The organism is Methylobacterium amylolyticum, from assembly GCF_030700245.1.
Lineage (GTDB): Bacteria > Pseudomonadota > Alphaproteobacteria > Rhizobiales > Beijerinckiaceae > Methylobacterium.
The window spans coordinates 18128-44594 of sequence record NZ_JAUYZI010000010.1; the positions used below are offsets into that span (position 1 = coordinate 18128).

General features: G+C 73.3%; 24 protein-coding genes and 1 pseudogene. 9 read left to right on the plus strand and 16 right to left on the minus strand.

Annotation, left to right across the window (positions count from 1 at the left end; genetic code table 11):
* Positions 1 to 15: 15 nt before the first annotated feature.
* Together pepN and Q8W71_RS09405 are read right to left on the minus strand one after the other, a co-directional pair.
* Complete coding sequence (gene pepN / locus Q8W71_RS09400) at positions 16 to 2625, minus strand: aminopeptidase N (RefSeq protein ID WP_305525092.1); 2610 nt, start codon at positions 2623 to 2625, stop codon at positions 16 to 18.
* A 73-nt stretch (positions 2626 to 2698) separates the two neighbouring features.
* Positions 2699 to 2800 (minus strand): annotated as a pseudogene (locus Q8W71_RS09405) (cyclase family protein); the annotation flags it as partial.
* Between the two features lie 129 nt (positions 2801 to 2929).
* On the opposite strand from Q8W71_RS09405, the gene Q8W71_RS09410 reads away from it, so the two are divergent.
* The 3 genes from Q8W71_RS09410 (at position 2930) to Q8W71_RS09420 (ending at position 5088) form a co-directional block, all read left to right on the plus strand.
* Positions 2930 to 3151 (plus strand): hypothetical protein, encoded by a 222-nt coding sequence (locus Q8W71_RS09410; RefSeq protein WP_305525094.1) that lies wholly within the window; start codon positions 2930 to 2932, stop codon positions 3149 to 3151.
* A gap of 282 nt (positions 3152 to 3433) precedes the next feature.
* The gene (locus Q8W71_RS09415) at positions 3434 to 4381 is read left to right on the plus strand and encodes a 2-dehydro-3-deoxygalactonokinase (protein ID WP_305525095.1); all 948 of its coding nucleotides are present in this window, start codon (positions 3434 to 3436) and stop codon (positions 4379 to 4381) included.
* A gap of 29 nt (positions 4382 to 4410) precedes the next feature.
* Positions 4411 to 5088 (plus strand): 2-dehydro-3-deoxy-6-phosphogalactonate aldolase, encoded by a 678-nt coding sequence (locus Q8W71_RS09420; RefSeq protein WP_305525096.1) that lies wholly within the window; start codon positions 4411 to 4413, stop codon positions 5086 to 5088.
* A gap of 28 nt (positions 5089 to 5116) precedes the next feature.
* On the opposite strand, the gene mnhG is transcribed toward Q8W71_RS09420, so the two are convergent.
* The 6 genes from mnhG to Q8W71_RS09450 form a co-directional block, all read right to left on the minus strand.
* Positions 5117 to 5458, minus strand: coding sequence for a monovalent cation/H(+) antiporter subunit G (gene mnhG, locus Q8W71_RS09425; protein ID WP_305525097.1), 342 nt, complete (start codon positions 5456 to 5458; stop codon positions 5117 to 5119).
* Complete coding sequence (locus tag Q8W71_RS09430) at positions 5455 to 5739, minus strand: K+/H+ antiporter subunit F (protein ID WP_305525098.1); 285 nt, start codon at positions 5737 to 5739, stop codon at positions 5455 to 5457. Before Q8W71_RS09430 ends, mnhG begins: the two co-directional genes overlap by 4 nt.
* The gene (locus tag Q8W71_RS09435) at positions 5736 to 6251 is read right to left on the minus strand and encodes a Na+/H+ antiporter subunit E (RefSeq protein ID WP_305525099.1); all 516 of its coding nucleotides are present in this window, start codon (positions 6249 to 6251) and stop codon (positions 5736 to 5738) included. The genes Q8W71_RS09430 and Q8W71_RS09435 overlap by 4 nt, the downstream gene beginning before the upstream one ends.
* The gene (locus tag Q8W71_RS09440) at positions 6248 to 7852 is read right to left on the minus strand and encodes a monovalent cation/H+ antiporter subunit D (RefSeq protein WP_305525100.1); all 1605 of its coding nucleotides are present in this window, start codon (positions 7850 to 7852) and stop codon (positions 6248 to 6250) included. Before Q8W71_RS09440 ends, Q8W71_RS09435 begins: the two co-directional genes overlap by 4 nt.
* 94 nt (positions 7853 to 7946) lie before the next feature.
* On the minus strand, positions 7947 to 8315 hold the full coding sequence (locus Q8W71_RS09445) for a Na+/H+ antiporter subunit C (protein ID WP_305525101.1): 369 nt from the start codon (positions 8313 to 8315) through the stop codon (positions 7947 to 7949).
* Positions 8315 to 11239 (minus strand): monovalent cation/H+ antiporter subunit A, encoded by a 2925-nt coding sequence (locus Q8W71_RS09450; RefSeq protein WP_305525102.1) that lies wholly within the window; start codon positions 11237 to 11239, stop codon positions 8315 to 8317. The genes Q8W71_RS09445 and Q8W71_RS09450 overlap by 1 nt, the downstream gene beginning before the upstream one ends.
* A 396-nt stretch (positions 11240 to 11635) precedes the next feature.
* Here Q8W71_RS09450 and rnhA point away from each other — a divergent pair, with 396 nt between their 5' ends.
* On the plus strand, positions 11636 to 12343 hold the full coding sequence (gene rnhA / locus Q8W71_RS09455) for a ribonuclease HI (protein WP_305525103.1): 708 nt from the start codon (positions 11636 to 11638) through the stop codon (positions 12341 to 12343).
* A 27-nt stretch (positions 12344 to 12370) separates the two neighbouring features.
* On the opposite strand, the gene Q8W71_RS09460 is transcribed toward rnhA, so the two are convergent.
* The 5 genes from Q8W71_RS09460 to Q8W71_RS09480 all read right to left on the minus strand — a co-directional run bounded on the left by Q8W71_RS09460 (position 12371) and on the right by Q8W71_RS09480 (position 18403).
* A complete protein-coding gene (locus Q8W71_RS09460) occupies positions 12371 to 12931 on the minus strand; it encodes a PAS domain-containing protein (protein ID WP_305525104.1) in 561 nt (186 codons plus the stop codon).
* A 493-nt stretch (positions 12932 to 13424) separates the two neighbouring features.
* Positions 13425 to 13565, minus strand: a complete 141-nt coding sequence (locus Q8W71_RS09465; RefSeq protein WP_305525105.1) for a hypothetical protein — start codon at positions 13563 to 13565, stop codon at positions 13425 to 13427.
* 282 nt (positions 13566 to 13847) lie between these two features.
* Positions 13848 to 15638 (minus strand): thiamine pyrophosphate-requiring protein, encoded by a 1791-nt coding sequence (locus Q8W71_RS09470; protein WP_305525106.1) that lies wholly within the window; start codon positions 15636 to 15638, stop codon positions 13848 to 13850.
* Positions 15639 to 15800: 162 nt separating this feature from the next.
* Positions 15801 to 17072, minus strand: coding sequence for an MFS transporter (locus Q8W71_RS09475; RefSeq protein ID WP_305525107.1), 1272 nt, complete (start codon positions 17070 to 17072; stop codon positions 15801 to 15803).
* Between the two features lie 122 nt (positions 17073 to 17194).
* On the minus strand, positions 17195 to 18403 hold the full coding sequence (locus Q8W71_RS09480; protein WP_305525108.1) for an FAD-dependent monooxygenase: 1209 nt from the start codon (positions 18401 to 18403) through the stop codon (positions 17195 to 17197).
* A 244-nt stretch (positions 18404 to 18647) separates the two neighbouring features.
* Between Q8W71_RS09480 and Q8W71_RS09485 the strand changes: the two genes are divergently transcribed.
* The 5 genes from Q8W71_RS09485 to Q8W71_RS09505 all read left to right on the plus strand — a co-directional run bounded on the left by Q8W71_RS09485 (position 18648) and on the right by Q8W71_RS09505 (position 23596).
* Positions 18648 to 19907, plus strand: a complete 1260-nt coding sequence (locus tag Q8W71_RS09485) for an ABC transporter substrate-binding protein (protein ID WP_305525109.1) — start codon at positions 18648 to 18650, stop codon at positions 19905 to 19907.
* A gap of 76 nt (positions 19908 to 19983) precedes the next feature.
* A complete protein-coding gene (locus Q8W71_RS09490) occupies positions 19984 to 20742 on the plus strand; it encodes an SDR family oxidoreductase (RefSeq protein ID WP_305525110.1) in 759 nt (252 codons plus the stop codon).
* 174 nt (positions 20743 to 20916) lie between these two features.
* On the plus strand, positions 20917 to 21933 hold the full coding sequence (locus Q8W71_RS09495) for an ABC transporter substrate-binding protein (protein WP_305525111.1): 1017 nt from the start codon (positions 20917 to 20919) through the stop codon (positions 21931 to 21933).
* Complete coding sequence (locus Q8W71_RS09500; protein ID WP_305525198.1) at positions 21933 to 23270, plus strand: acyclic terpene utilization AtuA family protein; 1338 nt, start codon at positions 21933 to 21935, stop codon at positions 23268 to 23270. The genes Q8W71_RS09495 and Q8W71_RS09500 overlap by 1 nt, the downstream gene beginning before the upstream one ends.
* Before the next feature lie 17 nt (positions 23271 to 23287).
* Positions 23288 to 23596, plus strand: coding sequence for an AtuA-related protein (locus Q8W71_RS09505; protein WP_305525112.1), 309 nt, complete (start codon positions 23288 to 23290; stop codon positions 23594 to 23596).
* Between the two features lie 55 nt (positions 23597 to 23651).
* Here the strand turns inward: Q8W71_RS09505 and Q8W71_RS09510 are convergent, their stop codons facing one another.
* The 3 genes from Q8W71_RS09510 to tcuC all read right to left on the minus strand — a co-directional run bounded on the left by Q8W71_RS09510 (position 23652) and on the right by tcuC (position 26290).
* A complete protein-coding gene (locus Q8W71_RS09510; RefSeq protein ID WP_305525113.1) occupies positions 23652 to 24026 on the minus strand; it encodes a VOC family protein in 375 nt (124 codons plus the stop codon).
* A 104-nt stretch (positions 24027 to 24130) separates the two neighbouring features.
* On the minus strand, positions 24131 to 24943 hold the full coding sequence (locus Q8W71_RS09515; protein ID WP_305525199.1) for a substrate-binding domain-containing protein: 813 nt from the start codon (positions 24941 to 24943) through the stop codon (positions 24131 to 24133).
* 54 nt (positions 24944 to 24997) lie between these two features.
* Positions 24998 to 26290, minus strand: a complete 1293-nt coding sequence (gene tcuC, locus Q8W71_RS09520) for an MFS transporter (RefSeq protein ID WP_305525114.1) — start codon at positions 26288 to 26290, stop codon at positions 24998 to 25000.
* Positions 26291 to 26467: the final 177 nt, after the last annotated feature.

Genomic DNA, 26467 nt, shown 5'->3' on the forward strand with positions numbered 1-26467 from the left:
TGATGTACCAGAGACTTAGCCGCCCTCCAGGGTGCGCCCGAGGATGTCGGCCACGTCGCGCGACAGGCCCGGGATCGCCTTGATCCGGTTGAGGATTTCGGCGGCCTTGGCGGCGCGCGATTTTTCCAGCCGGCGCCACGAGCCGAAGGCGGTGAGCAGCCGCGCGGCGACCTGCGGGTTGGCGGAATCGAGGGCGGCGACGGTGTCGCCCACGAGCGCGAAGCCCGCCCCGTCGGCCCGGGCGAACTGGGTCGGGTTGCCGAAGGCGAAGCTGCCCACCAGCGCCCGGACCCGGTTGGGATTGGTCATCGCGAAGGCCGGGTGGCGCTGGAGGCGGGCGATGCGCTCCAGGGTGCCGGGCTCGGGGATGGTCGCCTGAAGGGCGAACCACTTGTCGAGCACCAGCGGCTCGTCGGCGTAGCGGGCGGCGAACGCGTCGAGGGCGGCCTCCCGCGCCGCCCCCGGGATCAGGGACAGCGTGCCGAGCGCCGCGAGCCGGTCGGTCATGTTGGTCGCCTCCGCGAGCCGCTCCGCGGCCCGGGCCGCCCCGGCCTCGGGGTCGCCCGCCGCGATCAGGTCGAGGGCGGCGTTGCGCAGGGACCGGCGCCCGGCCGCGGCCGCGTCGGGGCTGTAGGGGGCGCCGGCCTCCGGCGCGAGCGCGGCGTCGATCCGCTCCAGGCGGCCCCGGAGCTGGCGCCCGAGGGCGGCGCGCAGGTCCCAGCGCGCCCGGTGGATCGCGTCCGGGTCGACCTCGGCGGGCAGCGCGTCGGCGGCCTCGCCCTCGCTCGGCAGCGCCAGCACCAGGGCGGCGAAGGCGGGATCCCGGAGCGCCTCCCCGTCGAGGAAGGCCTTGAGCGCCGCGCCGAAGGCGGTCGCCCGCGCGGCATCGGGGTCGAGGATCAGCCGCAGGGCCACGTCCTGGGCGGCCTGCCAGCGGTTGAACGGGTCGGCATCGCGGGCGAGCAGCCGCAGGCGCTCGGCGTCGGTCAGGTCGAGGTCGAGCCGCACCGGCGCCGAGAAGTCGCGCAGCAGCGAGGGCACCGGTCTCTCCGTCACGCCCTCGAAGACGAGTTCGGTCTCCGCCCGGTCGAGCACGGCGACGCCGTCGCTGAGCGCCGGGCAGGCGGCGCCGGTCAGCGGCCCGGCCTCGCCGACGAGGCCGAGCGCCACGGGGATCACCAGCGGGCCGCCCGCGCCGGGCAGGCTCTGGGACAGGCGCAGGGTGCAGCGCGCGGCCGCCGCGTCGTAGGTCATCCTGGCCGTGAGCCGGGGCGTGCCCGGCCGCTCGTACCAGCGGGCGAACTGGGCGAGGTCGCGGCCGGTCACTGCGGCGAAGGCGGCGAGGAAATCCTCGACGGTGGCGGCGCGGCCGTCGTTGTCGGCGAAGTAGCGGTCCATGCCGACGCGGAACGCCGGCGCGCCGATCAGCGTGCGCAGCATCCGCACGATCTCGGCGCCCTTGTCGTAGACGGTGGCCGTGTAGAAGTTGTTGATCTCGGCGTAGGCCGTCGGGCGCACGGGGTGGCGCAGCGGCCCCGCATCCTCCGGGAACTGGCGGGCGCGCAGGCCCCGGACCTCGGCGATCCGGTGCACCGGCCGCGAGCGCATGTCGGAGGAGAACTCCTGGTCGCGGAAGACCGTCAGCCCCTCCTTGAGGCAGAGCTGGAACCAGTCCCGGCAGGTGACGCGGTTGCCCGACCAGTTGTGGAAGTACTCGTGGGCGATGATCGCCTCGATCGCGGCGTAATCCGCGTCGGTGGCGGTCTCAGGCGACGCCAGCACGTACTTGTCGTTGAAGATGTTGAGGCCCTTGTTCTCCATCGCGCCCATGTTGAAGGCCGAGACCGCCACGACGCTGAACACGTCGAGGTCGTAGGCGCGGCCGAAGGCGGTCTCGTCCCAGGCCATGGAGCGGACCACCGCGTCGAGCGCGTAGGCGGCGCGCGCCTCCTTGCCGGGCTCGACGTAGACCGCGCAGGCGACCGTGCGCCCCTCCATGGTCGTGAAGGTGGTCTCGACCTTGCCGAGCCGGCCGCCGACGATCGCGAACAGGTAGGCGGGCTTCGGGTGCGGGTCGTGCCAGAGCGCGTAGTGCCGGTCGGCGCCCACCGGCCCGGCCTCGACCGGGTTGCCGTTGCCGAGCAGCACCGGCGCCTCGTCCCGGGCGGCCTCGATCCGGGTGGTGTAGACCGCCATCACGTCCGGCCGGTCGAGGAAGTAGGTAATCCGCCGGAAGCCGTCGGCCTCGCACTGGGTGCAGTACACCCCCTCCGTCCGGTAGAGGCCCATCAGCTTCGTGTTGGCGGTGGGGTCCACCTGCGTGGCGACCCGCAGCACGAACGGGCGCCGCGGCGGGGCGTGCAGGGTCAGGCGGGCGGGGCTCGCCGCGTAGGCCTCCGGCGCCAGGGGCTCGCCGTCGAGGTCGAGGGCGACCAGGGCGAGGTCGTCGCCGTCGAGGTGCAGGGCCGCGCCGGGCTCCCCCGCCGGGTTCGGCCGCAGCGCCAGCGTCGCGGTGACCCGGGTGGCGTGCGGGTCGAGGCGGATGTCGAGGTCGACGCGGTCGATCAGGAAGTCGCTGGGGCGGTAATCCTCCAGGCGGATCAGCGGCGGCGTCTCGGTACGCATGCGGGGGTGTCTCCGGGTCCGGGCTCGCCCCGTTCTGGTCCGTCGCGGCGCCCGGCGCAACGCGCGCGGGCGATCACCCGCCGAGGATCGCCACCGCCCGCGTCCAGCCCGCCGAGCCCCGGTGGACCTTCACCGGGCAGCAGGACACCGGGATGCCGGCGGGCGGCAGCGCCTCCCCCGCGCGCCGGCCGCTCACGGGCAAGTGCACCGAAGCTGAGACGATCAACAATCTCGTGACATCGGTGCGTGGAACTAGAACACAGCGTCCCACGTCTTCGCTTGCGCAGTTCAGGGAGAGAAACACATGCTCAACAAGGTTGCATTTGCTGCAATGTGCACGGCCTGCGTGATGGCCGTGATCCCGGCGCAGGCGGCGCCGAAGGAGCAGGCCGCGCAGAAGGAGATGCCGCAGGGTCAGCGCGACGAGATGTCGATGAAGGACACCCGGCATCAGGTCACCGCGCAGGAGAAGGAGAACAAGGAAGCGGACAAGAACGTCGACAGCCTCATCAAGAACAGGCGCTGACGGTAAGAACAGGCGCTGACGGTCGCGGCGGGGCCGGAGGCCGGATCCCGCCGCCCCGGCCGGGGGCTGGAGCGCGCGCCGCCGACGCGGAGCCCGGTTCGGCGACGCGCGTCGGAACGCGGATCGAGCCCCGCGCCGGGGAAGCCGGCGGGGGCCGCCGAGATGGTCGGTTCGGCACGATGGTGCCGGTCGCCTTGGACCCGCTGCCTTTGGACCGGTTGCCTTGGCCGGCGGAGCGCGCGATGTGGACGCGTGCGTCACCCGTCCTGAGGCTGCGAGCCGGTGCCCGAGACGAATCCCCCGTCCTCCGTCCAGCCGCGGTCCGACCCTCCGTTCTGCGGCGCCGTGGACTGGGGGACGACGCGCTTCCGCCTGTGGCTGCTCGATCGCGGGGGCGGCGTGCTCGCCGAGGCGCGCGGCCCCGAGGGCATGACCCGGGCGGCCGAGACCGGCTTCGAGGCGGTGCTGCGCGGCCGCCTCGCGGAGGTCGGCGCGCCGGCGGGCCTGCCGATCCTGATCTGCGGCATGGCCGGCGCCCGCCAGGGCTGGGTCGAGGCCCCCTACGTCGCCGTCCCGGCGGGGCTGACCGGCCTCGCCGACCGCGCGGCCCGGGTCGACACCGCACTCGGCGACGTCCGCATCCTGCCCGGCCTGTGCCGGGCCGACCGCGCGGCGCCGGACGTGATGCGCGGCGAGGAGACCCAGCTCCTCGGCCTCGACCCGGCGGCGGGCGCCGCGCTCCTGTGCATGCCCGGGACCCACTGCAAATGGGTCGAGACCGAGGACGGCACCGTCCTCCGGTTCCGGACCGCGATGACCGGCGAGCTGTTCGACGTGCTCGGGCGCCACTCGGTGCTCCGGCACGCGCTGGCGCCCGACGCGGCGGGGCCGGACGCGGACGATCCCGCCTTCCGGGCCGCGGCGGCGCGGGCGCTGGCCGATCCCGATCCCCTGGGTGCCCTGTTCGCGCTGCGCGCCGCCCGGCTGCTCGGCTTCGCAGAGCCCGCCACCGGCGCGGCCGAGCTGTCCGGCCTGCTGATCGGGGCGGAGGTCGCGGCGGCGCGGCGCCGACATCCCGGACACGACCGGGTGACGCTCGTCGCGTCCGGCCCGATCGCCGGCCTGTACGACGCGGTGCTGCGCGCGGCCGGCTTCACCGTGATCCCCGTCGATGCCGAGGCCGCGACGCGGCGGGGCCTGTTCGCGGCCGCCCGGCACCTCTGGCCCTGACCTGCGCCCCCGAACCGCCGGAGCCGACGATGCAAGGCACGATCCCCGCGACGCCCCCCGCGACGATTTCCGCAAGTGCGCCCTGGCCGAACCCGCGGCGCCCCCTCGTCGCGATCCTGCGCGGCGTCCGCCCGGACGAGGCGGACGGCATCGTCGACGCCCTGGTCGAGGAGGGTTTCGAGCTGATCGAGATCCCGCTGAACTCGCCCGACCCGTTCCGCTCCATCGCCAGCGCGGCGGCACGGCACGGGGGCGCGGTGCTGATCGGGGCCGGGACCGTGCTGACGGTGCCGGACGTCGACCGGCTCGCGGAGGCCGGCGGGCGCCTGCTCGTCAGCCCCAACGTCGACCCCGCCGTGCTGGCGCGGGCGGGGGCGCACGGGATGGTGACGATGCCGGGGGTGCTCACCCCGACCGAGGCCCTGCTCGCCCTGCGCTGCGGCGCCTCGGCGCTGAAGTTCTTCCCCGCCTCGGTCCTCGGCCCGGCGGGCATCGCCGCGATCCGGGCGGTTCTGCCGGCGGACGCGGTGATCGGGGCCGTGGGCGGCGTGGGCGACGAGAGCTTCGGGGCCTACGCGGCGGCCGGCATCCGCACGTTCGGCCTGGGCTCCAGCCTGTACAGGCCGGGCGACGACGCCGGGACCGTGCGCCGCAACGCCCGGCGGACGCTCGCGGCCTACGACGCCGCCTTCCCGGCCGGGGCCTGAGCGGGGGCGGGCCCCGGCCCGGGCGGCGTCACGGCCGCGGCGGCGCGTCGGGGTCGCCCTCGTGGCGGTCGCGGTGGGCGGCGGCGCGGGCGAGCAGCAGCAGGGTGACGGGCGTCGTCACGGTGAGGAACACGCCGATCAGCGCGTCGCGCAGGACGAGGCGGCCCTCGATCAGCGAGAGCAGCAGCATCGAGCCGCACAGGATCAGGGCCATGCCGAGGGTCGCCCCGAGCGTCGGCGCGTGGACCCGCTCGTAGAAGGTCCTCAGGCGGACGAGGCCGAGGGCGCCGGTCAGCGAGAAGGCGGCGCCGGCCACCGCCAGGACGACCACGAGCCACGCGGCCCAGACCGGCAGGTCCGCGCCCGTCACCGGATCACCTCGCCCTGCATCAGGAACTTGGCGAGGGCGACGGTGGCGGTGAAGCCGATCATGCCGATGATCAGCGCCGCCTCGAAATACAGCCCGCTGCCGGTGCGCATGCCGTGGACCACGATCGCCAGCATGCCGTTGAGGTAGAGGGTATCGAGCCCGAGGATCCGGTCCTGCGCGCGGGGGCCCCGCAGCATCCGCCACGCGGCGAGCGCCATCGCCAGCACCAGCATCCCCTGGGCGAGGCCGAGGCCCCAGTCGAGCACAGCCGCCGCGCTCATGACGGGCTCGTCGGCGTGGGGTGGCATCCGAAGATCTCCATGAGCGGGCGCTCGTAGCGGTCCTTCACCCGGCGGATCCAGGCGTCCCCGTCCGCGTCGTCGAGCAGGTGCATCAGCAGCCGCCCCGTGTCGGAATCGTACTGCACCCAGAGCGTGCCGGGGGTGGCGGTGAGGATGATCGACAGGACCGCGAGGCCGAACGGCTCGCGCAGGTCGAGGGGGATCGCGACGAAGCCGGTCCGGCGCGTGCCCCGGCGCAGGCCGAGGATGACCCGGGCCACGTCGATGTTGGAGCGGACCATGTCGTAGAGGACGATCCCCGCCAGCCGCGCCAGGGTGGCCGGCGCCCGCACCCGCACCGCGGGCGGGCGCAACGCGCGCATGACGTGCGGGACGGCGAGGCCGACGAGCAGCGCCAGCAGCACGCCCCCGGGCGTGAGCGGCGCGTTCAGCAGCAGCCACGTCAGGGCCAGCGCCGCCGAGAGCAGCGGGTAGGGCAGGATCCGGCTCACGGGGCGCCTCCCGCGGGCGCGCCGAGGACCGCGCGGACGTAATCCCCCGGCTGCGCGAGCGCGCGCACCGTCGCGTCGGCGTAGGCGAGCCCGGGACCGCCCCACAGGGCGAGGGCGAGGCAGGCCGCGAGCAGCCCGGCGAGCGCGGCGAACTCGGACGGGCGCAGCACCGGCGGCGGGTCGTCGCGCGGCACCCAGAGGTTCAGGATGCCGAGCCGCACCAGCGGCATCAGGGTGCCGAGGCTGGACAGGGTGAGGATCGCCATCAGCCCCCAGCCCGAGGCGGTGATCGCGCCCGCGGTGAGGCCCGTGAACATCGCGAGCTTGCCGACGAAGCCCGCCAGCGGCGGGACGCCCGCGAGCATCAGCGTGCAGAGCAGGAAGCCCAGCCCCAGGATCGCGACCGCGGCGGGGATCGCCCGGCCGACCTCGGTGGCGCCCGCGTCGTCGAAGGGATCGCGGTACTCGTCGGCGAAGACCGGCTGCGCCGCCTCCACCGGGTCGCGGCCGCGCTGGAGCACCTCGGCGAGCAGGAACAGCGCCCCGGCCGCCAGCGTCGAGCCGACAAGGTAGTACAGCGCCCCCGCGAGCGCGCCCCCGTTGCCGGTGCCGAGCGCCGCCAGCACCGTGCCCGACGAGATCATCACCGCGTAGCCCCCCGCCCGGGCGAGGTCGCGGGCGGCGAGGATGCCGACCGTGCCGTAGGCGATCGTGGCGAGCCCGGCGGCGAGGATCCAGGTCTGGCCGAAGCCCTCGGACAGGCCGGTCCCGAACAGGAGCAGGCTCAGGCGCACCACGACGTAGACGCCGACCTTGCTGAGGATCGCCAGGATCGCCGCCGCGGGGGCGCTCGCCGCCGCGTAGGTCGTCGGCAGCCAGAAGCCCAGCGGCCACGCGCTGCACTTGATCAGGAAGGCGATCCCGAGGATCGCGCAGCCGCTCTCGAACAGGGCCAGCTCCCCCGCGGCGGGCGCCGCGAGCCGCCGGGCGAGGTCGGCCATGTTGAGGGTGCCCATCGTGCCGTAGATCAGGCTGACGCCGACGAGGAAGAACAGCGAGGCGACGAGGTTGACCGCGATGTAGCCGAGGCCCGCGCGGATCCGCGTCTCGCCCGAGCCGTGCAGGACGAGGCCGTAGGAGGCCGCCAGCATCACCTCGAAGAACACGAACAGGTTGAACAGGTCGCCGGTGAGGAAGGCGCCGTTCACGCCCATCAGCAGCAGCAGGAACAGGCCCTGGAAGCGCGGGCCCGCCCGGGTCCAGCGGGCGAAGGAGAAGACCAGGGCGCCGAGGCCCAGCACGGCGGCGAGCGCCAGCATCGCGGCCGAGAGCCGGTCGGCCACGAGCACGATGCCGTAGGGCGCCGCCCAGTTGCCGAGGCGGTAGACCTCCGGCGCGTCGCCCGCGCGCCCGAGCAGCAGGAGGGCGACGCCGAGCATCACCAGGACCGTGGCGAGGCTGAGCGCCGCCTTCAGCCGGTGGCGGCGCTCGTCGAGGAGGAACATCGCCCCCGCCACCGCGATCGGCAGGACGATCGGCAGCACGACGACGTGATCGGACCACGCGCTCGCGGCGGTCGGGCCCATCACCGGCGGGGTCATGGGTTCTCCCTCATCGCTTTCGACTCATGGGCTTCGACTCATCGCTTTCGACTCATGGATGTCGGCTCATGGATGTCGGCTCATGGGATCGAACTCACGGGTGCGGGTTCCCGGGATGCGGCTCGGCGTGGTGCGGCTCGCGCCCGTCGACGTGGTCGCAGCCGGTGACGCCGCGGGCGGCGAGCAGGACGACGAGGAACAGGGCGGTCAGCGCGAAGCCGATCACCAGCGCGGTGAGCACCAGCGCCTGGGTGACCGGATCGTCGACCGAGACGACGTCGGGGGCGGCGCCGAGCACCGGCGGCGCGCCGACCGTCAGCCGGCCCATGGCGAAGATGAACAGGTTGACGGCGTAGCTCAGCAGCGACAGCCCGAGCGCGACCTGGAAGGTGCGCGGGCGCAGCATCAGCCACACGCCCGCGGCGGCGAAGACCCCGATCCCGGCCGACAGAACGAGCTCCATCAGGCGGTCTCCTCCTCGGCGGCCCGCTCGGCCTCTGCCGCGCGGGTCCGGCGCAGGGACTGGTGGGCCAGCGCCACGAGCATCAGGGCGCTCGCGCCGACCACCAGGATCATGATGCCGAGATCGAACACCAGGGCGCTCGCGACCGGGACCTTGCCGAGCAGCGGCGGCTCCCAGTACGCGAAGAAGGCGGTGAGGTAGGGGCGCCCGAACAGCCAGGAGCCCGCCCCGGCCAGCGCGGCCACCAGCAGGCCGACGCCGATCCAGGCGATCGGCTGGATGCGCAGCCGCGCCTCCACCCACTGCGCGCCGCAGGCCATGTACTGGAGCATGAAGGCGACGGTGAGGGCGATGCCCGCCGCGAAGCCGCCGCCGGGCAGGTCGTGCCCGCGCAGGAACAGGTGCAGGGCGAGCAGCACGATGAAGGGGAACAGCCACGTCATCACCACCCGCGGCACGAGCAGCGCGTCGGCCGCGGTGTGGCCCGGCTCGCGGCCGGCGCGGGCGCGGTCGTAGGCGTCGTGGCGCACCTGCTGGGCCGGGCGCTCCAGGCTGTCGGGGGCGGGGCGGAACCGGCGCAGCAGGGCGAACACCGTGAGCCCGACCACCCCGAGCACGCAGATCTCGCCGAGGGTGTCGAAGGCCCGGAAATCGACGAGCAGCACGTTGACGACGTTGCGCCCGCCCGCCAGCGGATAGGATTCCTCGACGAACCAGCGGCCGATCCCGTCCGGGGCCGGCCGGGTCATCACCGCGTAGGCGAGGCCGGCCAGTCCCAGGCCGGCCAGCAGCGCGATGCCGAGATCGGCGAGGCGGCGGCGCGCCGCCCGCGCGGCCTCGGCGGCCGGGGCCGGGATCGCCCGGTCGCGCTTGGGCAGCCAGCGCAGGCCGAGCAGCAGCATCACCGTGGTGACGATCTCCACGAGGATCTGCGTCACCGCGAGGTCGGGGGCGGACAGCCACAGGAAGGTCAGGCTGCTCACGAGCCCGGCGCCGCCGACGAGGATCGCCGCCGACAGGCGGTGGTACTTCGCCCGCTCCGCCGCGCCGACCGCGCAGGCGGCGCCCACCAGCCACATCAGGGCGAAGGCCGGGTCGAACGCCGTCATCCGCCCCGGGGCGGCGAGGTCGAGCCCGCGCGCGACCCCCGCCGCCGCCGCCGCGGTGAGGGCCGCCAGGAACAGGATCCGCAGTTGCGGCTGCAACCGCTCCGCGCCGAGCCGGGCCTCCAGCGCCCGGGCGGCGAGGACGAGGTTGGTCATCCCGCGCTCGAACAGCCAGCCGCCGTCGAGCCGGTCCATCAGCCAGGGGCCGCCGCGGGGATTGACGTTGATGCGCCGCCCGAACGCGACGTAGAGCGCCACGCCCCCGGCGAGCGCGACGACGCTCATGGCGAGCGCCGCGTTGAAGCCGTGCCAGATCGCGAGGTCGTAGTCGGGCGTCCGGGCGCCGAGCACCGCCCGCGCCGCGCCCGCGAGCGCCGGCCCGATCGTGAGATTCGGCACGAGGCCGATGGCGACGCAGACGAGGACGAGCAGCTCGATCGGGATGCGCATCCAGCGCACCGGCTCGTGGGGCGCGTGCGGCAGGTCGTGGGGCGCGGGCCCGAAGAAGGTCTGGCGGATGAAGCGCAGGGAGTAGAGCACCGTGAAGGCGGAGGCGAGCGTGGCCAGCACCGGCAGGGCGAGGTTGAGCCAGTGCTCGCCCGCGTTGTCGGCGGCCTCGGCCAGGAACATCTCCTTGGACAGGAAGCCGTTGAGCAGGGGCACGCCCGCCATCGCCGCGGCGGCGACCATCGCCAGGGTCCCCGTGTAGGGCATCGCCCGCCACAGGCCGCTGAGGCGGCGCATGTCCCGGGTGCCGGTCTCGTGGTCGATGATCCCGGCGGCCATGAACAGCGACGCCTTGAACGTCGCGTGGTTCACCGTGTGGAAGATCGCCGCCACGACGGCGAGCGGCGAGTCGAGCCCGAGGAGCAGGGTGATCAGCCCGAGATGGCTGATGGTCGAGTAGGCGAGCAGGCCCTTCAGGTCGTGCTGGAAGATCGCGCTCCACGCGCCGACCAGCATGGTCGCCATGCCGATCGTGCCGACGATCCAGTACCAGCTCTCGGTGCCCGACAGCACCGGCCAGAGCCGGAGCATCAGGAAGATGCCGGCCTTCACCATGGTGGCCGAGTGCAGGTAGGCGCTGATCGGCGTCGGCGCGGCCATCGCCCGCGGCAGCCAGATGTGGAACGGGAACTGCGCCGACTTGGTCAGCGCCCCGGCGAGCACGAGGACCAGGGCCGGCAGGTAGAGCGGGCTGGACCGGATCGCCGCGCCGGAGGCCAGCACCACGTCGAGGTCGTAGCTGCCGGCGATGCGCCCGAGCAGGATCGCGCCCACCAGCAGGCAGAGGCCGCCGGCCGCGGTGATCGTCAGCGCCATCCGCGCGCCGTCGCGGGCCGAGGCGTTGTCGGACCAGTAGCCGATCAGCAGGAACGAGACGATGCTCGTCAGTTCCCAGAACACCACCAGTTGGATCAGGTTTCCGGACAGCACGATGCCGAGCATCGCGCCGACGAAGGCGAGGAAGTAGCAGAACAGACGCGGGACCGGATCCTCCTGCGCCATGTAATAGCGCGCGTAGAGCACCACCAGCGCGCCGATCCCGAGGACCAGGACCGCGAAGATCCAGGCGAGGCCGTCGAGCCGGAGGACGAGGCGGACGCCGAGCGTCGGCAGCCAGTCGACCGCCCAGACGACCGGGTCGGCACCGGAGGCCGCGGGGTAGAGCAGCGCGATGCAGGCGAGGCTCGCCAGCGTGACGAGGCCCGCGAGCCCCGCGGCGGCGTTGCGCGCGTGGCCCGGCAGGCAGATCGCCGCGATGCTCCCGAGGAAGGGCAGGATCGCTGCTGTGGCGAGGAGCAAGTCTGGCGGCATCGACCGGGGCGAAGACGGGTGGACGGGTGCAGGCCGCACCGTCGCCGGGTGGCTGCCGGGTGGCTGCGAAGGCACGCCGGGCCCGGAGAAGCGCCCGGCGGGACGGCGCGCCGAGCGGATGGCGCCCGTCCCGTCAAGGTAGGTCCGATCCGCGCGGCGGCGAGGGAACCGCGCCGGCTTCCTCGGGCCGAGCCCGGCCGCCCGCCCGCGCGCGGGACCACGCTCCGGCTACGGCTTTCCGCGCGCCGCCGCAACCCGCGCCGCCGCAACCCGCGCCGCCGCAACCCGCGCCGCCGCAACCCGTGCACAGCCGCCGCGACGGGCACCGCCGCGATTTCGCCCTTGCCGCCGGCCCGGACCGCGGGCACACCCCCCGCGTTCCCGAAGGGTGATCCGATGCGAACCGTTGTCTACGCCGATGGCGGCTGCGACCCCAATCCCGGCCCCGGCGGCTGGGGCGTCGTCATCTCGGGGCCGGACGGCGTGGTCGACCTCTGCGGGGGCGAGCCCGGCACCACCAACAACCGCATGGAGCTGACCGCGGCGATCCGGGCGCTGGAGCACTTCCCCGAGGGCGCGCAGATCGAGATGCGCTGCGACAGCCAGTACGTGGTGAAATCCGTCACCGAGTGGATGCGCGGCTGGAAGGCCAAGGGCTGGCGCACCACCACGGGGGCGGTGAAGAACGTCGACCTGATGCAGCGGCTCGACGAACTCGCGAGCCGGCGCGACGTGAAGTGGACCTGGGTGCGCGGCCACGCCGGCGACCCGCTCAACGAGCGCGCCGACCGGCTCGCCGCGCAGGGGCGGCGCGCGGGGCGCGGTCAGCCGGCCCAGGCCGCCGCCGCGCCGGCCCAGGCCGCCTCTCCGGACAGGGCGCCCGCACAGACCAAGCCCCCGGTGACGGCCGGCGCGGAGGCGGCGCGACGCACCGCGCCGGTGCAGATCGACGGCGCGCTCGGCCTCGCGGTGTCGCGCGCGGCCAAGCAGGCCGGCACCACGCCGTCGGCCTTCGTCGAGGAGGCGGTCAGGCTCGTGCTCGCCCTCGGACCGGAGGAGGCCGCGCGCCTGCGCGCGACGGTGAAGGCGGCCCCGGCGGCCTGAGGCGCGCGGCCGGCGGACGGCCCGCCGTCAGCCGCGCCAGCGCTGCGCGAGGGTGCGGCCGATCCCGGCCAGCAGCAGTTCGGAGAGCTCGCGCAGATCCTCGCGGCCGCTCCGCGCGATCGCCGCGTGGGCTTCGAGGCTGCGGTCGGCGGCCGCGATCAGCGGATCCGCCTCCGGCACCGTGATGCCGGCCGCCGGCATGAACAGGTCGGGATGGCTGTCGGTCGTGTCGATGTAGGCGCCGCGGCCGCGCATCCGGCCGTCCGCGTCCGGGGTGAGGCTGCCGCGGTTGAGGATCCACCGGATCCCGCCGGTCTCGGTGAGGATCCGGAACTCGGCCGAGAACGGGCCGCCGGTGGAGCGGGCGCGGCGGATGCGCTCGAACACCCAGCCCCGATCGTCCGGGTGGGTCCGCCCCAGCGCCACCTCCATCGGGATCGGCTGGCCGGCGAGATCCGCGTTGCCCGCGAGCAGGGCGGCGGCCCCGGCATCGAGCACCGAGCGGCCGGCGGCGACATCCGTGTCCCAGGTGCCGATGAACCCGGCCGCCAGCAGGCCCGGCGGCACCGTGGAGACCAGTCCCGTCATTCCTACGATCCCCGTGGGCGGGGCCGCAGCGTGACCGCCGCCGTCGGGATGCGCCCCCGCCGTCGCGGCGATCTCGACGCCTGCCCCAGCACCCGCCATCTTGCACGGAAGGCCGCGCGTTGGCGACCCTCTCGCCGCGGGCGCAGCGGCGACCGGCCCGTCCGCCTACGCGGCGGCGCCCGCCCCCCGAGAGGGGCGGCACGAGCACGGGGCTGGGCAGCCACACCCGCAGCGCGGGAACGCGATGACGGCGCCGGCGGCACGGCTCTCGCCCGGGGCCGCTACAAGGGAGGCTGCCCCGCGGGCGAGAGCGGCCGACAGCCGCTCCGCGATCGCGACGAGGGCCGGATCGTCCAGGCCGCGCAGGGTCCGGTGGAGGGTCGCGGCCGCCTGCCGGGCACGGGCGAGCGTGTCGGGTGCGTGCGAGGGGCCGGGCATGGGCTCATCATCCCGACCGGGCGTTAACGAACCGTGGCCGCGGCGGTCCCGCGGCTCAGGCGGCCTTGGCCCGCTTCACGGCCGCGGCGGGCCGGGTCGCGGCCTGGCCGAGGCCCCGCAGGAGGGCGTCGACGAGATCGACCAGGTTGGGGTCGTCGAGGTCGAACACCGCCTCGCGGACGGCCAGCGCCTCCATGACGGCACGATCGATGATCCGGGTCCGGTCAGCGGCCTTTGCACTGAAATGAGGCGGCATTTATCAAGTCCTCTCAATAGCGCCATGATTAACGCGTGGCGCTAATGACAGGTTAAATTCCGCCGCCTGTGGTTGAAATTTACCACCGAACTCGCCGTGAGACTGCATTCGGAGCGCTCACGGAGGCGCGCGGGTCGCCGCCCATGCGGGCGGTGAGGTTGCGGTGGCGGGTGCCGTCGCCCCGGTCCCGCGCGTTGCGGACGATCGGGGCGGGCGCCCCCCTCAAGTCCGGTCGCCGGGCAGGACGGAGCTGAGCACCTGCCGGGCGGTGTCGACCAGGAGGCGGCGCTGCTTCGGATCGCCCTTGCCGAGCATCGCCATGAAGTTCTGCACCTGCTCGAAGGTGAAGAACGGCGGCAGCGGCGGCACCTCGGGGTCGGTCTTGACCTCCAGCACCACCGGCACCGGGCTCGCCAGCGCCTCGTCCCAGGCCGCGCCCATCCGCTCGGGATCGTCGACGTAGATGCCCTTCAGGCCGATCAGCTCGGCGAACTTGTGGTAGGGCACGTTCGGGATGGTCTGGCTCGCCTCGAACTTCGGGTTGCCCTCCATCACCCGCTGCTCCCAGGTGACCTGGTTCAGGTCCTCGTTGTTGAACACGCAGCAGATCCAGGTCTTGTTCGACCAGCGGTGCCTGTACTTGGCCACCGTGATCAGCTCGGCCATGTTGCTCATCTGCATGGCGCCGTCGCCGACCAGGGCGATCACCGGCCGGTCGGGATGGGCGACCTTGGCCGCGATGGCGTAGGGCACCGCCGCGCCCATCGAGGCGAGGCCACCCGAGAGCGAGCACATCTGGCCGCGGCGCATCTTCAGGTCGCGGGCGAACCAGTTGGCGCAGGAGCCGGAATCCGAGGTGATGATCGCCCGCTCCGGCATGCGCGGCGACAGCTCCCAGGTCACGCGCTGCGGGTTGACCGGGTCGGCCTTGGCCATCGCCCGCGCCTCCGCCTCCTGCCACCAGGCGGCGACCCCTTTCTCGATGCCGGTGCGCCAGGAGCCGCCGGGCTTCTTCTGCTCCAGGAGCGGCAGCAGGGCGCGGAGCGTCTCGGCGGACTCGCCGCAGAGCGGGACCTCCATCGGATAGCGCAGCGACAGCATCTCCGGCGCGATGTCGATCTGCACGCCGCGGGCCTGCCCCTCCTCGGGCAGGAACTCCGCCCAGGGGAAGCCCGAGCCGATCATCAGCAGGGTGTCGCACCCGGCCATCATGTCGGAGGAGGGCTTGGAGCCCAGCAGCCCGATCGTGCCGGTGACGAAGGGCAGGTCGTCGGGCAGCGCCGCCTTGCCGAGCAGCGCCTTCGCGACGCCGGCCTGGAGCTTGTCGGCGACCGCGATCACCGCGTCGGTGGCGTGGAGCGCGCCCGCGCCCACCAGGATCGCGACCTTCTCGCCGGCGTTCAGCACGTCGGCGGCGCGGCGGAGGTCGGCGTCGAAGGGCACGACCTTCGGGGCGGTGTAGCCGACGCCGGAGAAGGTGTTGCCGTGCTTGTGCACGGGGCCCTCGTAGGGGACGTCCTGGAGGTCGTTCGGCAGGATGATCGCCGCGACCTTCCGCTCGGCCTTGGCGATCCGCATGGCGCGGTCGACGATGTGGCGGACCGCGGCCGGGGAGGCCGCCTGCTGCACGTAGGCGGACACGTCCTTGTAGACGCTGGTGAGGTCGAATTCCTGCTGGTAGTGCGCGCCGTTGACGTTGCGCGCCTGCTGGCCGGCGATGGCGAGCAGCGGCACGTGGTCCGAGTAGGCGTCGTACATGCCGGTGAGCAGGTGCGTCGCGCCGGGGCCGGAGGTCGCGAGGCACACGCCGACCTCGCCGGTGAACTTGGCGTAGGCGGTGGCCATGAACGCCGCCATCTCCTCGTGGCGGACCTGGATGAACTCGAACGGCAGGTCGCTGCGCTGGAGGGCGCCGAGCAGGCCGTTGATGCCGTCGCCGGGGTAGCCGAAGATCGTCTTCACCCCCCACGCAGCGAGGCGCTTCCAGAAGAAGTCGGCGACGGACTCGGCCATGGACGCTCCTCGAACCCGCGCGGCATCGCGGCCGTGGAAGGCCGTGGATCGCGGGCCGGGATCCCGGCCCGCCGCGCGACCGCCGCGTCGTCGAGCCAACCGGCGGCACGCGCGGGCTGTTCCTGCGGCGCCGCCTCCTCCGAGCCGAGGGCCGGCGCCGTCTCAGCCGGCGGGCCGGATGCGCGGCAGGAAGGCCGCGAGCAGGCCGATCGTCGGCAGGAACGCGCAGAGACGGTAGACGAAGGCGATGCTCGTGTGGTCGGCGACCTCGCCGAGCAGCGCCGCCCCGAGCCCGCCCATCCCGAACGACAGGCCGAAGAACAGGCCGCCGACGAGCCCGACGCGCCCGGGCAGCAACTCCTGGGCGTAGACGAGGATCGCCGGCATGGCCGAGGCGAGGATCATCCCGATCGGCACGGTCAGCGCGATCGTGAGCGGGAAGCTCGCGTAGGGCAGGGCGAGCGTGAACGGCAGCACGCCCAGGATCGAGCCCCAGATCACCGCCTTGCGCCCGATCCTGTCGCCGACCGGGCCGCCGACCAGGGTGCCGGTGGCCACCGAGCCGAGGAACACGAACAGGCAGAGCTGCGAGGTCTCCACCGACACGCCGAAGCGGTCGATCAGGTAGAACGTGTAGTACGAGCTGAAACTCGCCATGTAGAAGAATTTGGAGAAGATCAGCACGATCAGGATCGCGATCGTGGCCACGACCCGCCCGCGCGGGAGCGCGTGGCCGGCGCCGCCCGCCTTCGCGCCGCGCCGCCCGGTCGCCGCGAGGCGCGCCCGGTACCAGCGCCCCACCCAGGTCAGGACGGCGATGCCGGCGAGCGCCGCGAGCGAGAACCAGAGCACGCTGCGCTGCCCGTTCGGGACCACGATGAACGCGGCGAGCAGCGGCCCGAGCGCCTGGCCGGTGTTGCCGCCGACCTGGAACACGGATTGCGCGAGCCCGTAGCGCCCGCCGGAGGCCGCCCGGGCCATGCGCGAGGATTCCGGGTGGAACACCGAGGAGCCGACGCCGACGAGGCCGGCGGCGAGGAGCAGGATCCCGTAGGACCACGCGCTGGCCAGCAGCACGATGCCGATCAGCGAGCAGGTCATGCCGACCGTGAGCGAGAACGGGCTCGGGCGCTTGTCGGTGAAGTGGCCGACGACGGGCTGGAGCAGGGAGGAGGTGAGCTGGAAGGTGAGCGTGATGAGGCCGATCTGCCCGAAATCGAGGGCGAAGGTCTCCTTCAGCAGCGGGTAGAGCGCGGGGACGAGGGACTGGACGAGGTCGTTCAGGAGGTGGGAGAAGCACAGGGCGGCGAGGATCCCGTAGGTCGTCGTCTCGGCGCGGTTCGGCGCGGACGAGGTGACGGGCGCCGCCGCCCCGTCGACCGGCGTGACCGACCCCTCCGCCGGCACGCCGTCCTCGGCCCTGTACGCGTCCATCTCGTGCGCTTCCCTCTCGTGCCGGCAACCGCGCGGGGCGCGTTATGCGCCGGTCGCCGCGGCACCGGAACCGGGGCCCGCGCAGGGCGGCGTTGCGTCTCCGACGCCGGACGCGTCCGGGCTCACGCGGACGGGCCGGCCCGTCCGTCGGGGTAGCGGGACAGGTCGGGCTCCGGGAACCGCCGGGCGAACAGCCGTCCGGCGAGGCCCCGGAGGCGGGGGGCGCTCGCCACGCGCAGCGCGCCGTGGAGCAGGCGGATCCCGAGCCGGCTGTGCGGGTTCATCAGGCGCGGGATGATCTTCGGCAGGTCCTGGGCCTGCTCGACCATGGGGCGCATGGCCCGCTCGTAGGCGGCGCAGGCGTCCTCGACGGCGGCGGCGCGCGCCAGTTCGCCCGCGAGCACGCAGGCCCCGGTGATCGCCAGCGTGGTTCCGATGCCGCCGAGCGGGGTCACGCACCACGCCGCGTCGCCGGTCAGGACCACCCGCCCGTTCGACCAGCGCCGCATCCGCACCTGGCGCAGCACGTCGACGTAGAAGTCTTCGGTGTCCGCCATCGCCGCCAGCACGCGCGGCGCCTCCCAGCCGACATCGGCGAACTGCGCGCGCAGGAACGCCTTCTGGCGGGCCGGATCCCAGCCGTCCTCGCCGCCCGGCGGCCGCTGGAGCGTCAGCATCGCCCGCGTCGTCCCGTGCCGGTCGGGACGCAGCGACACGCTCCGCCCCCGCGTCGCGTTGTGCCACCGCCACATCCGGTCGTCGCGCGCGGTCCGGGGGATCGTGAAGTAGGCGATCGTGAGGTCCATCCAGCGCGGCGCGTTCTCGCCGGGGAAGACGCGCTCGCGGGTGGAGGACCCGACACCCTCGGCGACGATCACCGCGTCGTAGCGCGCGACGCGGCCGCTGGCGAACGCGACGGTCGCGGCGTCCGCGTCCTGTTCGATCCGCTCCACGCCGTCGCCGAACCGGACGGCCGCGTGCGCGCTGGCCGGCGCGTAGAGCAGGCGGGCGAGGTCGCCGCGCAGGATCTCCATCTCGGCCGTCGGGCCGTCGCCGTCGAGATCGCCGGCCTTGAACTGGGCGGCGACCCGGCCCCGCGCATCGACCCAGGCGGTGCCCTCCTCGCCGGTGCCGCGATCGAGCGCGGCCCGCTCCAGCCCCATCCGCCGCAGCACCGCGCGGCCGACGCCGCGGACGTCGATGTTCTGGCCGCCCTCGCGGAACCCGGCCGCGCGCTCGACCACGGTGACGTCGAAGCCGTAGCGGCCGAGCCACCACGCCGCGGTGAGGCCGGCGACGCTCGCGCCGGTGACGAGGACTTGACGGGCCAAGGCGCGCTCTCCGGCTGCGTGACGCCGTCGCTATCGAGGGCGCGCCGACCGGAGATCGAGGGCAGGAGATCGAAGGGGAGAGATCGAAGGCGGAAGATCGAGGACCGGAGCGGAGGGTCCGGCGCGGCCGCCGCCGGTCCCCGCCCGCCCGGACGATGCCACCCACGGTTGAACGCTTGACGCTGGGCCGCCGGACATGCCCTCCTGGCCTCAACGAGAACATCGCTTTGGAGGACCGTCCGTCATGGCGCCGATCCGGTGCTGCATCCTCTCGGCCGCGATCGGCCTGGCCACGATCAACTCGGCCACGATCGGCTTGGCCGCGATCAGCTTGACCGCCCTGACCGGGCAGGCCGCGGCCCAGCCGGTCCGCGTCAAGGTCGGCGTGCTCAACGACATGTCCGGCGTCTACTCGGACACCGGCGGCAAGGGCTCGGTGGTCGCGGCCCAGATGGCGGTCGAGGACTTCGCGCAGACGAACAAGGACGTGCAGGTCGAGATCGTCTCCGCCGACCACCAGAACAAGCCCGACGTCGGCGCGGCCATCGCCCGGCAATGGTACGACCGGGACAACGTCGACGCGATCCTCGACGTGCCGACCTCCTCGGTCGCGCTGGCGGTGAGCCAGGTCACGCGCGAGAAGAACAAGATCTTCATCGATTCCGGCGCCGGGACCACCGAGCTGACCGGCAAGCAGTGCTCGCCCAACACGATCCAGTGGACCTACGACACCTACGCGCTGGCGCACGGCACGGCCGGCACCATGCTCAAGCGCGGCGGCGACACGTGGTACTTCCTCACCGCCGACTACGCCTTCGGCCTCTCGCTCCAGAGCCAGGCCACCGCGGTGATCGACACGGGCGGCGGCCGGGTGCTGGGCGCGGCCCGCGTGCCGTTCCCCGCCAACGACGTCTCGTCGTTCCTGCTCCAGGCGCAGGCCTCGGGGGCCAAGGTCGTGGGGCTCGCCAACGCGGGCGGCGACACGATCAACGCGATCAAGCAGGCGCACGAGTTCGGCCTGACCGACGGCGGCCAGAAGCTCGCCGCGCTGCTGATCTACGCCATCGACGTCCACGCGCTCGGCCTCCAGACCGCGAAGGGGCTGGTGCTCACCGAGGCGTTCTACTGGGACCTCAACCCGGGGACGCGGGCGTTCTCCGAGCGGTTCGCCAAGCGGCACGGCAACGCCATGCCGACGATGAACCAGGCGGGCGTGTACTCCGGACTCCTGCACTACCTGAAGGCGGTGGCCGCGACGAAGTCGACCGACCCGCAGGCGACGATGGCCTGGATGAAGGCCAACCCGACGGACGACCCGCTGTTCGGCAAGGGCACCGTCCGGGCGGACGGGCGCAAGATCCACCCGATGTACCTGTTCGAGGTGAAGGCGCCGTCCGAGTCGAAGGGCCCGTGGGACCTGTACAAGCTCCTCGACACGATCCCCGCCGACCAGGCCTTCCGCCCCCTCAGCGAGGGCGGCTGCCCGCTCGTGAACAAGGGGTAGTCCACCCCCGGCCGCCGGACCCGGGGCGCGCCGGGAGCCGTGCCGCGCGGCGGGGACGCTTGAGAGGGAGGCCGAGATGCTGCGCGACATCGCGGGACAGGTCGCCTGGGTGACGGGGGCCGGGTCCGGCATCGGACAGGCGGCCGCGCTGGCCCTGGCGGGGGCCGGGGTGCGGCTGGCGCTCACGGGGCGCGGACGGGAGGCCCTGGAGGACACCGCGGAGCGCGTCCGCGCGGGCGGCGGGCAGGCGCTGGTGGCGCCGGCCGACATGAGCGTCGCCGACGACGTGCAGCGCGCCTGGGACGCGGTCGACGCAGCCTACGGCCGCTGCGACATCCTGGTGAACGCGGCGGGCCTCAACGTGCCCGGGCGGAGCTGGAGCGAGATCACGCCGGCCGGCATCGACGCCGTGGTCGGCGCGGATCTCAACGGGCCGTTCTACGCGTCCCGGGCCGTGCTGCCGACGATGCGGGCCCAGCGCGGCGGCCTGATCGTCCAGGTCTCCTCGTGGGCCGGCCGCTACGTCTCGACGCTGACCGGGCCGGCCTACGCCGCGGCCAAGCACGGGCTGGTGGCACTCTCGGAGAGCCTGAACCAGGAGGCGTGCGGCGACGGCGTCCGGTCCTGCTGCCTCTGCCCCGGCGAGGTCGCCACGCCGCTCCTCGACAAGCGGCCCGTCCCCGTCACGGCGCAGGACCGGGGGCGCATGCTGCAAGCGGAGGATCTCGCCGAGACGATCCTGTTCGTGGCCCGGCTGCCGGCCTCCGTGTGCGTCAACGAGATCCTCATCAGTCCGACCTGGAACCGCGGCTACCTGGAAGGCGTGAAGCTCTGAGGGGGACAGGGCCCGGCTCTCCCGTCGCGCCCGCGCAAGCCGCGCCTTCGGCAGACCGGCGCCGTCCCGTCACGCTTCGGTTCCGCACGGCGCAGGGAGCACGCTTGATCCCCCTTCGCCGCGGCGGCTAACATCCGATCGTCATCGCCGTCAGAGCGAGCGGGAGGGGGGTCGATGCGGATCAGCAGGCGCGCGGCTGCGCTCATCGGGGCGTTCGCGGTTCTGACGGCGGTGACCGCGCCGGCCCGGGCCGAGGTGTCCGAGATCACGGTCGCCCAGCAATACGGCGTGAGCTTCCTGCCGCTCATGGTGATGGAGCGCCGCGGCCTGGCCGAGCGGCACGCCGAGGCCGCCGGGCTGAAGGGGCTGAAGGTCTCCTGGGTCAAGGTGGCGGGGCCGAGCGCGATGAACGACGGGCTCCTGTCGGGCACGATGCACTTCGCCGCCCAGGGCGCGCCGTCGATGATCACGCTCTGGGACCGGACGCGGGGCAACGTCGGCATCAAGGGCGTCGCCGCGATGACGACCTACCCCCTCTATCTCGTCAGCCGGAACCCCGCGGTGAAGTCGATCAGGGACTTCGGGCCGGGCGACAAGATCGCCGTTCCCTCGATCAAGATCTCGACCCAGGCGATCATGATCCAGATGGCCGCGGCCGCCGCCTTCGGCGACAAGGAGGCGACGAAGCTCGATCCCCTGACCATCTCCCTGTCGCACCCGGACGCCGTGCTGGCGATGACGAGCGGCACCGGCGGCGTCAACGCGCACTTCACCTCCTCGCCCTTCTACGAGCAGGAGATGAAGCTGCCCCAGGCCCACCTCGTCACGACCAACTACGAGATCCTGGGCGGCCCCGCGACGGCCGTCGTCCTCACCGCCTCGACGCGGTTCCGGGAGGCGAACCCCAAGGCCTACCGCGCCTTCTTCGACGGCCTGAGCGAAGCGATCGCGATCATCAACGCGGACAAGCGCGCGGCCGCGCAGCTCTATCTGGAGGTCGCCAAGGACACGAAGAACAGCGTCGACGACATCCTGGCCATCATCAGCGACAAGGATTACGCCTACACCCTCAAGCCGCAGAAGGTGTTCGAGACCGCCGCGTTCATGGCGAAGATCGGGACGGTCAAGCAGGCGCCCGGATCCGTCGAGGACCTGTTCTTTCCCGAGGGCTCGAGCCTCAAGGGCGAATGATGCGCACGATCCGCATGGGGGCGGGCGCCGGCTACTCGGGCGACCGCATCGAACCCGCCGTCGAGCTCGTGGAGAAGGGCGATATCGACTACCTCGTGTTCGAGTGCCTCGCGGAGCGCACGATCGCGCTCGCGCAGCAGGCGCGGCTCCGCGACCCGGGGGCCGGCTACGATCCGCTGCTCGACGCGCGCCTGCGCGCGGTGCTCCCGGCCTGCGCCGCGAAGGGCATCCGCATCGTCACCAACATGGGCGCGGCCAACCCCGTCGCCGCCGCGCAGCGCACCTGCACCCTCGCGCGGGACCTCGGCCTCACCGGGCTGACGGTCGCGGCGGTCACGGGCGACGACCTCCTCGACGCGGTGCGGGCCGGCGATTTCACGCTCGCGGAGAGCGGTGAGCGGGTGGCGAGCCTCGGCAACCGCATCGTCGCGGCCAACGCCTATCTCGGGGCGGCCCCGATCGTCGCGGCGCTCAAGGACGGCGCCGACGTGGTGATCACCGGCCGCGTCGGCGATCCGGCGCTGTTCCTCGCGCCGCTGATCCACGCCTTCGGCTGGCGGATGGACGACTGGGAGCGCCTGGGCCGCGGCACGCTCGCCGGACACCTGCTCGAGTGCGCCGGGCAGATCACCGGCGGCTACTTCGCCGACCCCGGCCACAAGGACGTGCCCGACCTCGCCCGCCTCGGATTCCCCATCGGCGTCGTCGCCGAGGACGGGACGGTGGAGATCACCAAGGTCGCGGGATCGGGCGGCCGGATCAGCCTCGCCACCTGCAAGGAGCAGATGCTCTACGAGGTGCATGACCCGGCCCGCTACCTGCAACCGGACGTGATCGGGGACTTCTCGGACGTGGAGATGGAAGAGGTCGGCCCCGACCGCGTCCGCGCCACCGGCGCGACCGGCTCACCGCCGACGGGCCTCCTCAAGGTCTCCGTCGGCTACGTCGATTCCTATGTCGGCGAGGGGCAGATCTCCTACGCGGGACCGGGCGCCCTGGCCCGCGGCCGGCTCGCCCGCGAGATCGTGCGCGAGCGGCTCGCGCTGACCGGCGTGCGGACGAGCGAGCTGCGCTGCGACCTGATCGGGGTCGATGCCCTGCACGGCGAGGCCCTGGCGGGCGGACGGGAGCCCTACGAGGTCCGCCTGCGCGTCGCCGGGCGCACCGAGACCCTGGCCGAGGCCGTGCGGATCGGCAACGAGGTCGAGACGCTGTACACGAACGGCCCGGCCGGCGGCGGCGGCGCCTGGAAGTCGGCCCGGGAGATCGTGGCCGTGCAGTCGGTGCTCGTCCCGGCCGAACGCGCGCGTCCGGCCGTCCACCTGCTCACGTCGTGAGGCTCGGGAGCACCGGGATGAAGTTGCGCGCGCTCGCTCACTCCCGCACCGGGGACAAGGGCGATACGTCGAACATCTCGCTGATCGCCTACGACATGGCGGACTACGCCCACCTCGAGGCGCACGTGACGCCGGAGCGGGTGAGCGAGCACTTCCGCGGGATCGTGACCGGCGCGGTCACCCGCTACGCGTTGCCGAAGATCGGCGCGCTGAACTTCGTGCTGACGGGCGCGCTGGGCGGCGTGACGCGCTCGCTCGCGCTCGACGCCCACGGCAAGGGCCTGAGTTCGGCGCTGCTCGACCTGGAGATCCCGGACCGACCCTGATCCGGGGACGGGTTCGCGAGGTTCGCACGCGGGGCGGTCCGGCCGGCGAGACGCGTCACGCGGTCGGCCGGGTCCGTGCAGTGAGCTTGTTGCCGTCCGGATCGCGCAGGTAGGCGACGAAGGCCCCGTTCGGGCGCTCCGCGGGCGGGCTCTCGATCGCCGTGCCGCCGTGCGCGGTGCCGGCGGCGTGCCACGCGAGGACGTGGTCGCGGCTCGCGGCGGCGATGCCGATGGTCCCGCCGTTGGCCGCGGTCGCCGGCCGGCCGTCGATCGGCGTCGTGATCATCAGCCGGCCGCCCGCGTGGGCGTAGATCAGCCGGCCCCGGGCATCCATCTTGCCGGGCCCGCCGCCCAGCGCGGCGAAGGTGGCGTCGTAGAAGGCGCGCGCCCGCTCAAGGTCGTTGCTGCCGATCATGACGTGGGTGAACATGCGTTTCCTTCCGAACTCACGCGCCGTCCGGACTGACGATCCTGACGGACCTCGCCCCCTCTCCGTTCTACGAAACGGAGCGGTCCCAGCCTATCCGCTCTCGATCAGCGGCCCAACGGCTCCAGGCCGCTCTCGCGCACGGCCGTCGCGGCGTCCTCCGACGCGAGATAGTCGATCAGCGCGCGGGCGGCGGACCGGTTCGGGCTGCTCGCCACGATCCCGGCCGAGAACACCGTCGCCTGCTGGACCGCGTCGGGGATCGGTCCCAGCAGGTCGATCCCGGGGACCGGCTTGAGTTCGCTGATCTGCTGGAAGCCGAGATCCGCCTCGCCGCGGGCGACGACCTCCCCGACGGGTTCGGCCGGGATCATCCGGGCCTTCCCCGCCATCCGGTCGGCGATGCCGAGCCGCGCGAACAGCTCGGACTGGATGTACACGCCGCTCGCGCTGTCGGAGTACACGACCGACTTCGCGGCGAGGAGGGCGCTGCGCAGGCCGTCCGCGGTGCCGATGTCCGGGCGCGGGGCCCCCCGCCGCACGGCGGCGCCGATCAGCGAGCGGGCGAGGTCCTGCCGGGAGTCCGGCACGACCTGTCCCTGCCGGACGAGGTCGTCGAGGGCGGAGCCGACCATGATCACCACGTCGATCGGCTCGTGGCGGGCCAGGCGCTGGGGCACCGCGTTCGCCGTGCTTCCCATCGACGGGCCCCAGGACGACACCAGGGTGAGGCCGGTCCGGCCCTCGAAGCGCGGCGCCAGGGCGCGGTAGGCCGCCGCGAACCCGCCCGAGCTGACGACGCGCAGCTCCGCCGCCCCCGCGGAGACGGCGGCCAGGACGGAGAGCGCGAAGGTGGAGAGCGCGAAGGTGGAGAGCGCGAGGCCGCCGAGGATCGCCGCGCGCCGCCGGATCACGTGCATGACCATGGTGGGCTCCCGGAAGAGGGCCGGGGATCGCCGCCCCGGCCCGAGGGGTCAGGCGGGGGTGCCGAGCGCGGCGGGCTGGGCGGCGCGCCGGTAGATCAGGAGCGTGGCGACCAGACCGCAGGCGCCGCCGAACGCCATCCACAGCCCGGGCGCGGCCCGGTTGCCCGTGGTCTCGATCAGCCACGTCGAGACGAGCGGCGTGAAGCCCCCGAGCAGGGCGGTCGCCAGCGAGTAGGCCAGGGAGAAGCCGGCCGTGCGCACGCTCGCCGGGACGACCTCGGTCAGCGCCACCACCATCGCGCCGTTGTAGCTGCCGTACAGGAAGGACAGCCACAGGAGGGCGATCAGCATGTTGCCGAAGCTCGCGTTGGCCACGAGCCAGACCAGCACCGGATAGGCCGTGAGCAGGGTCAGGGCGGAGAAGATCAGCAGGATCGGCTTGCGCCCGACCCGGTCGGACAGCGCCCCCATCACCGGCAGCCAGAACAGGTTCGACAGCGCCGTGCAGAAGGTGACCAGCAGGCTGTCGGTGTCGGACAGCTTGAGGACGCTCTTGCCGAAGGTCGGGGTGTAGACGGTGATCGTGTAGAACGAGATCGTGGTCATGCCGACGAGCAGCATGCCGAGCAGCACGATCTGCCAGTTGCGCGCGAGCGAGCCGAACACCTCGTTCATGGAGGGCCGGTGCTTGCGCTTCAGGAACTCCTCCGTCTCCTCCAGCGAGCGCCGGATGTAGAACAGGAACGGCACGATCGCGCAGCCGATGAAGAACGGGATGCGCCAGCCCCAGGCGTTCATGTCGGCGGGCGTCAGGACGCTGTTGAGGGCGAAGCCGATCACCGCCGCGAACATGACCGCGACCTGCTGGCTGCCGGACTGCCAGGACACGTAGAAGCCCTTGTTGCCGGGAGTGGCCATCTCGGACAGGTAGACGGACACGCCGCCGAGCTCGACGCCGGCCGAGAAGCCCTGGAGCAGGCGCCCGACGAGGACGAGGAACGGGGCGAGCAGGCCGATCGTGCCGTAGCCGGGCACGAAGGCGATCAGGATCGTGCCCGCCGCCATGATGCCGAGCGTCACGATCAGCCCCTTCCTGCGGCCGATGCTGTCCACGTAGGCGCCGAGGAAGATCGCCCCGAGCGGCCGCATCAGGAACCCGGCCCCGAAGGTCATGAAGGTCAGCATCAGCGAGGCGAACTCGTTGCCGACCGGGAAGAACGTCTTGGAGATATAGGTGGCGTAGAAGCCGAACAGGAAGAAGTCGAACATCTCAAGGAAGTTGCCGCTGGTCACGCGCAGGACCGTGGCGACTTTGGAACGTGATGGATTGTCCTGTCTCATTGCTGCCTCCCTCGGGCGCCGGAGCGGTCGCGACCGTACGAGGGGAGCTTCGGTCCGGCTCGGCCGGCGGCCGCCCCCGGCGACCGGGCCGCGCCCGTGATCCGATCCTCCCGCGTGGGGGCGCCGACTGTGCGGCGCTTGCCGGCCGTATACGCGCGGGAACCTGTCACGAAGCTG

Excerpts from the sequence above, each read along its gene's own strand:
- Q8W71_RS09460 (WP_305525104.1), bottom strand. The coding sequence starts at position 12,931 with ATGACGGGACTGGTCTCCACGGTGCCGCCGGGCCTGCTGGCGGCCGGG.
- Q8W71_RS09515 (WP_305525199.1), bottom strand. The coding sequence starts at position 24,943 with ATGCACGTGATCCGGCGGCGCGCGGCGATCCTCGGCGGCCTCGCGCTC.
- Q8W71_RS09510 (WP_305525113.1), bottom strand. The coding sequence starts at position 24,026 with ATGTTCACCCACGTCATGATCGGCAGCAACGACCTTGAGCGGGCGCGC.
- Q8W71_RS09410 (WP_305525094.1), top strand. The coding sequence starts at position 2,930 with ATGCTCAACAAGGTTGCATTTGCTGCAATGTGCACGGCCTGCGTGATG.
- Q8W71_RS09485 (WP_305525109.1), top strand. The coding sequence starts at position 18,648 with ATGGCGCCGATCCGGTGCTGCATCCTCTCGGCCGCGATCGGCCTGGCC.
- Q8W71_RS09445 (WP_305525101.1), bottom strand. The coding sequence starts at position 8,315 with ATGGAGCTCGTTCTGTCGGCCGGGATCGGGGTCTTCGCCGCCGCGGGC.
- Q8W71_RS09440 (WP_305525100.1), bottom strand. The coding sequence starts at position 7,852 with ATGACCCCGCCGGTGATGGGCCCGACCGCCGCGAGCGCGTGGTCCGAT.
- Q8W71_RS09505 (WP_305525112.1), top strand. The coding sequence starts at position 23,288 with ATGAAGTTGCGCGCGCTCGCTCACTCCCGCACCGGGGACAAGGGCGAT.
- Q8W71_RS09500 (WP_305525198.1), top strand. The coding sequence starts at position 21,933 with ATGCGCACGATCCGCATGGGGGCGGGCGCCGGCTACTCGGGCGACCGC.
- Q8W71_RS09450 (WP_305525102.1), bottom strand. The coding sequence starts at position 11,239 with ATGCCGCCAGACTTGCTCCTCGCCACAGCAGCGATCCTGCCCTTCCTC.
- pepN (WP_305525092.1), bottom strand. The coding sequence starts at position 2,625 with ATGCGTACCGAGACGCCGCCGCTGATCCGCCTGGAGGATTACCGCCCC.
- Q8W71_RS09430 (WP_305525098.1), bottom strand. The coding sequence starts at position 5,739 with ATGAGCGCGGCGGCTGTGCTCGACTGGGGCCTCGGCCTCGCCCAGGGG.
- rnhA (WP_305525103.1), top strand. The coding sequence starts at position 11,636 with ATGCGAACCGTTGTCTACGCCGATGGCGGCTGCGACCCCAATCCCGGC.
- Q8W71_RS09475 (WP_305525107.1), bottom strand. The coding sequence starts at position 17,072 with ATGGACGCGTACAGGGCCGAGGACGGCGTGCCGGCGGAGGGGTCGGTC.
- Q8W71_RS09420 (WP_305525096.1), top strand. The coding sequence starts at position 4,411 with ATGCAAGGCACGATCCCCGCGACGCCCCCCGCGACGATTTCCGCAAGT.
- Q8W71_RS09465 (WP_305525105.1), bottom strand. The coding sequence starts at position 13,565 with ATGGAGGCGCTGGCCGTCCGCGAGGCGGTGTTCGACCTCGACGACCCC.
- Q8W71_RS09470 (WP_305525106.1), bottom strand. The coding sequence starts at position 15,638 with ATGGCCGAGTCCGTCGCCGACTTCTTCTGGAAGCGCCTCGCTGCGTGG.
- tcuC (WP_305525114.1), bottom strand. The coding sequence starts at position 26,290 with ATGAGACAGGACAATCCATCACGTTCCAAAGTCGCCACGGTCCTGCGC.
- Q8W71_RS09490 (WP_305525110.1), top strand. The coding sequence starts at position 19,984 with ATGCTGCGCGACATCGCGGGACAGGTCGCCTGGGTGACGGGGGCCGGG.
- Q8W71_RS09495 (WP_305525111.1), top strand. The coding sequence starts at position 20,917 with ATGCGGATCAGCAGGCGCGCGGCTGCGCTCATCGGGGCGTTCGCGGTT.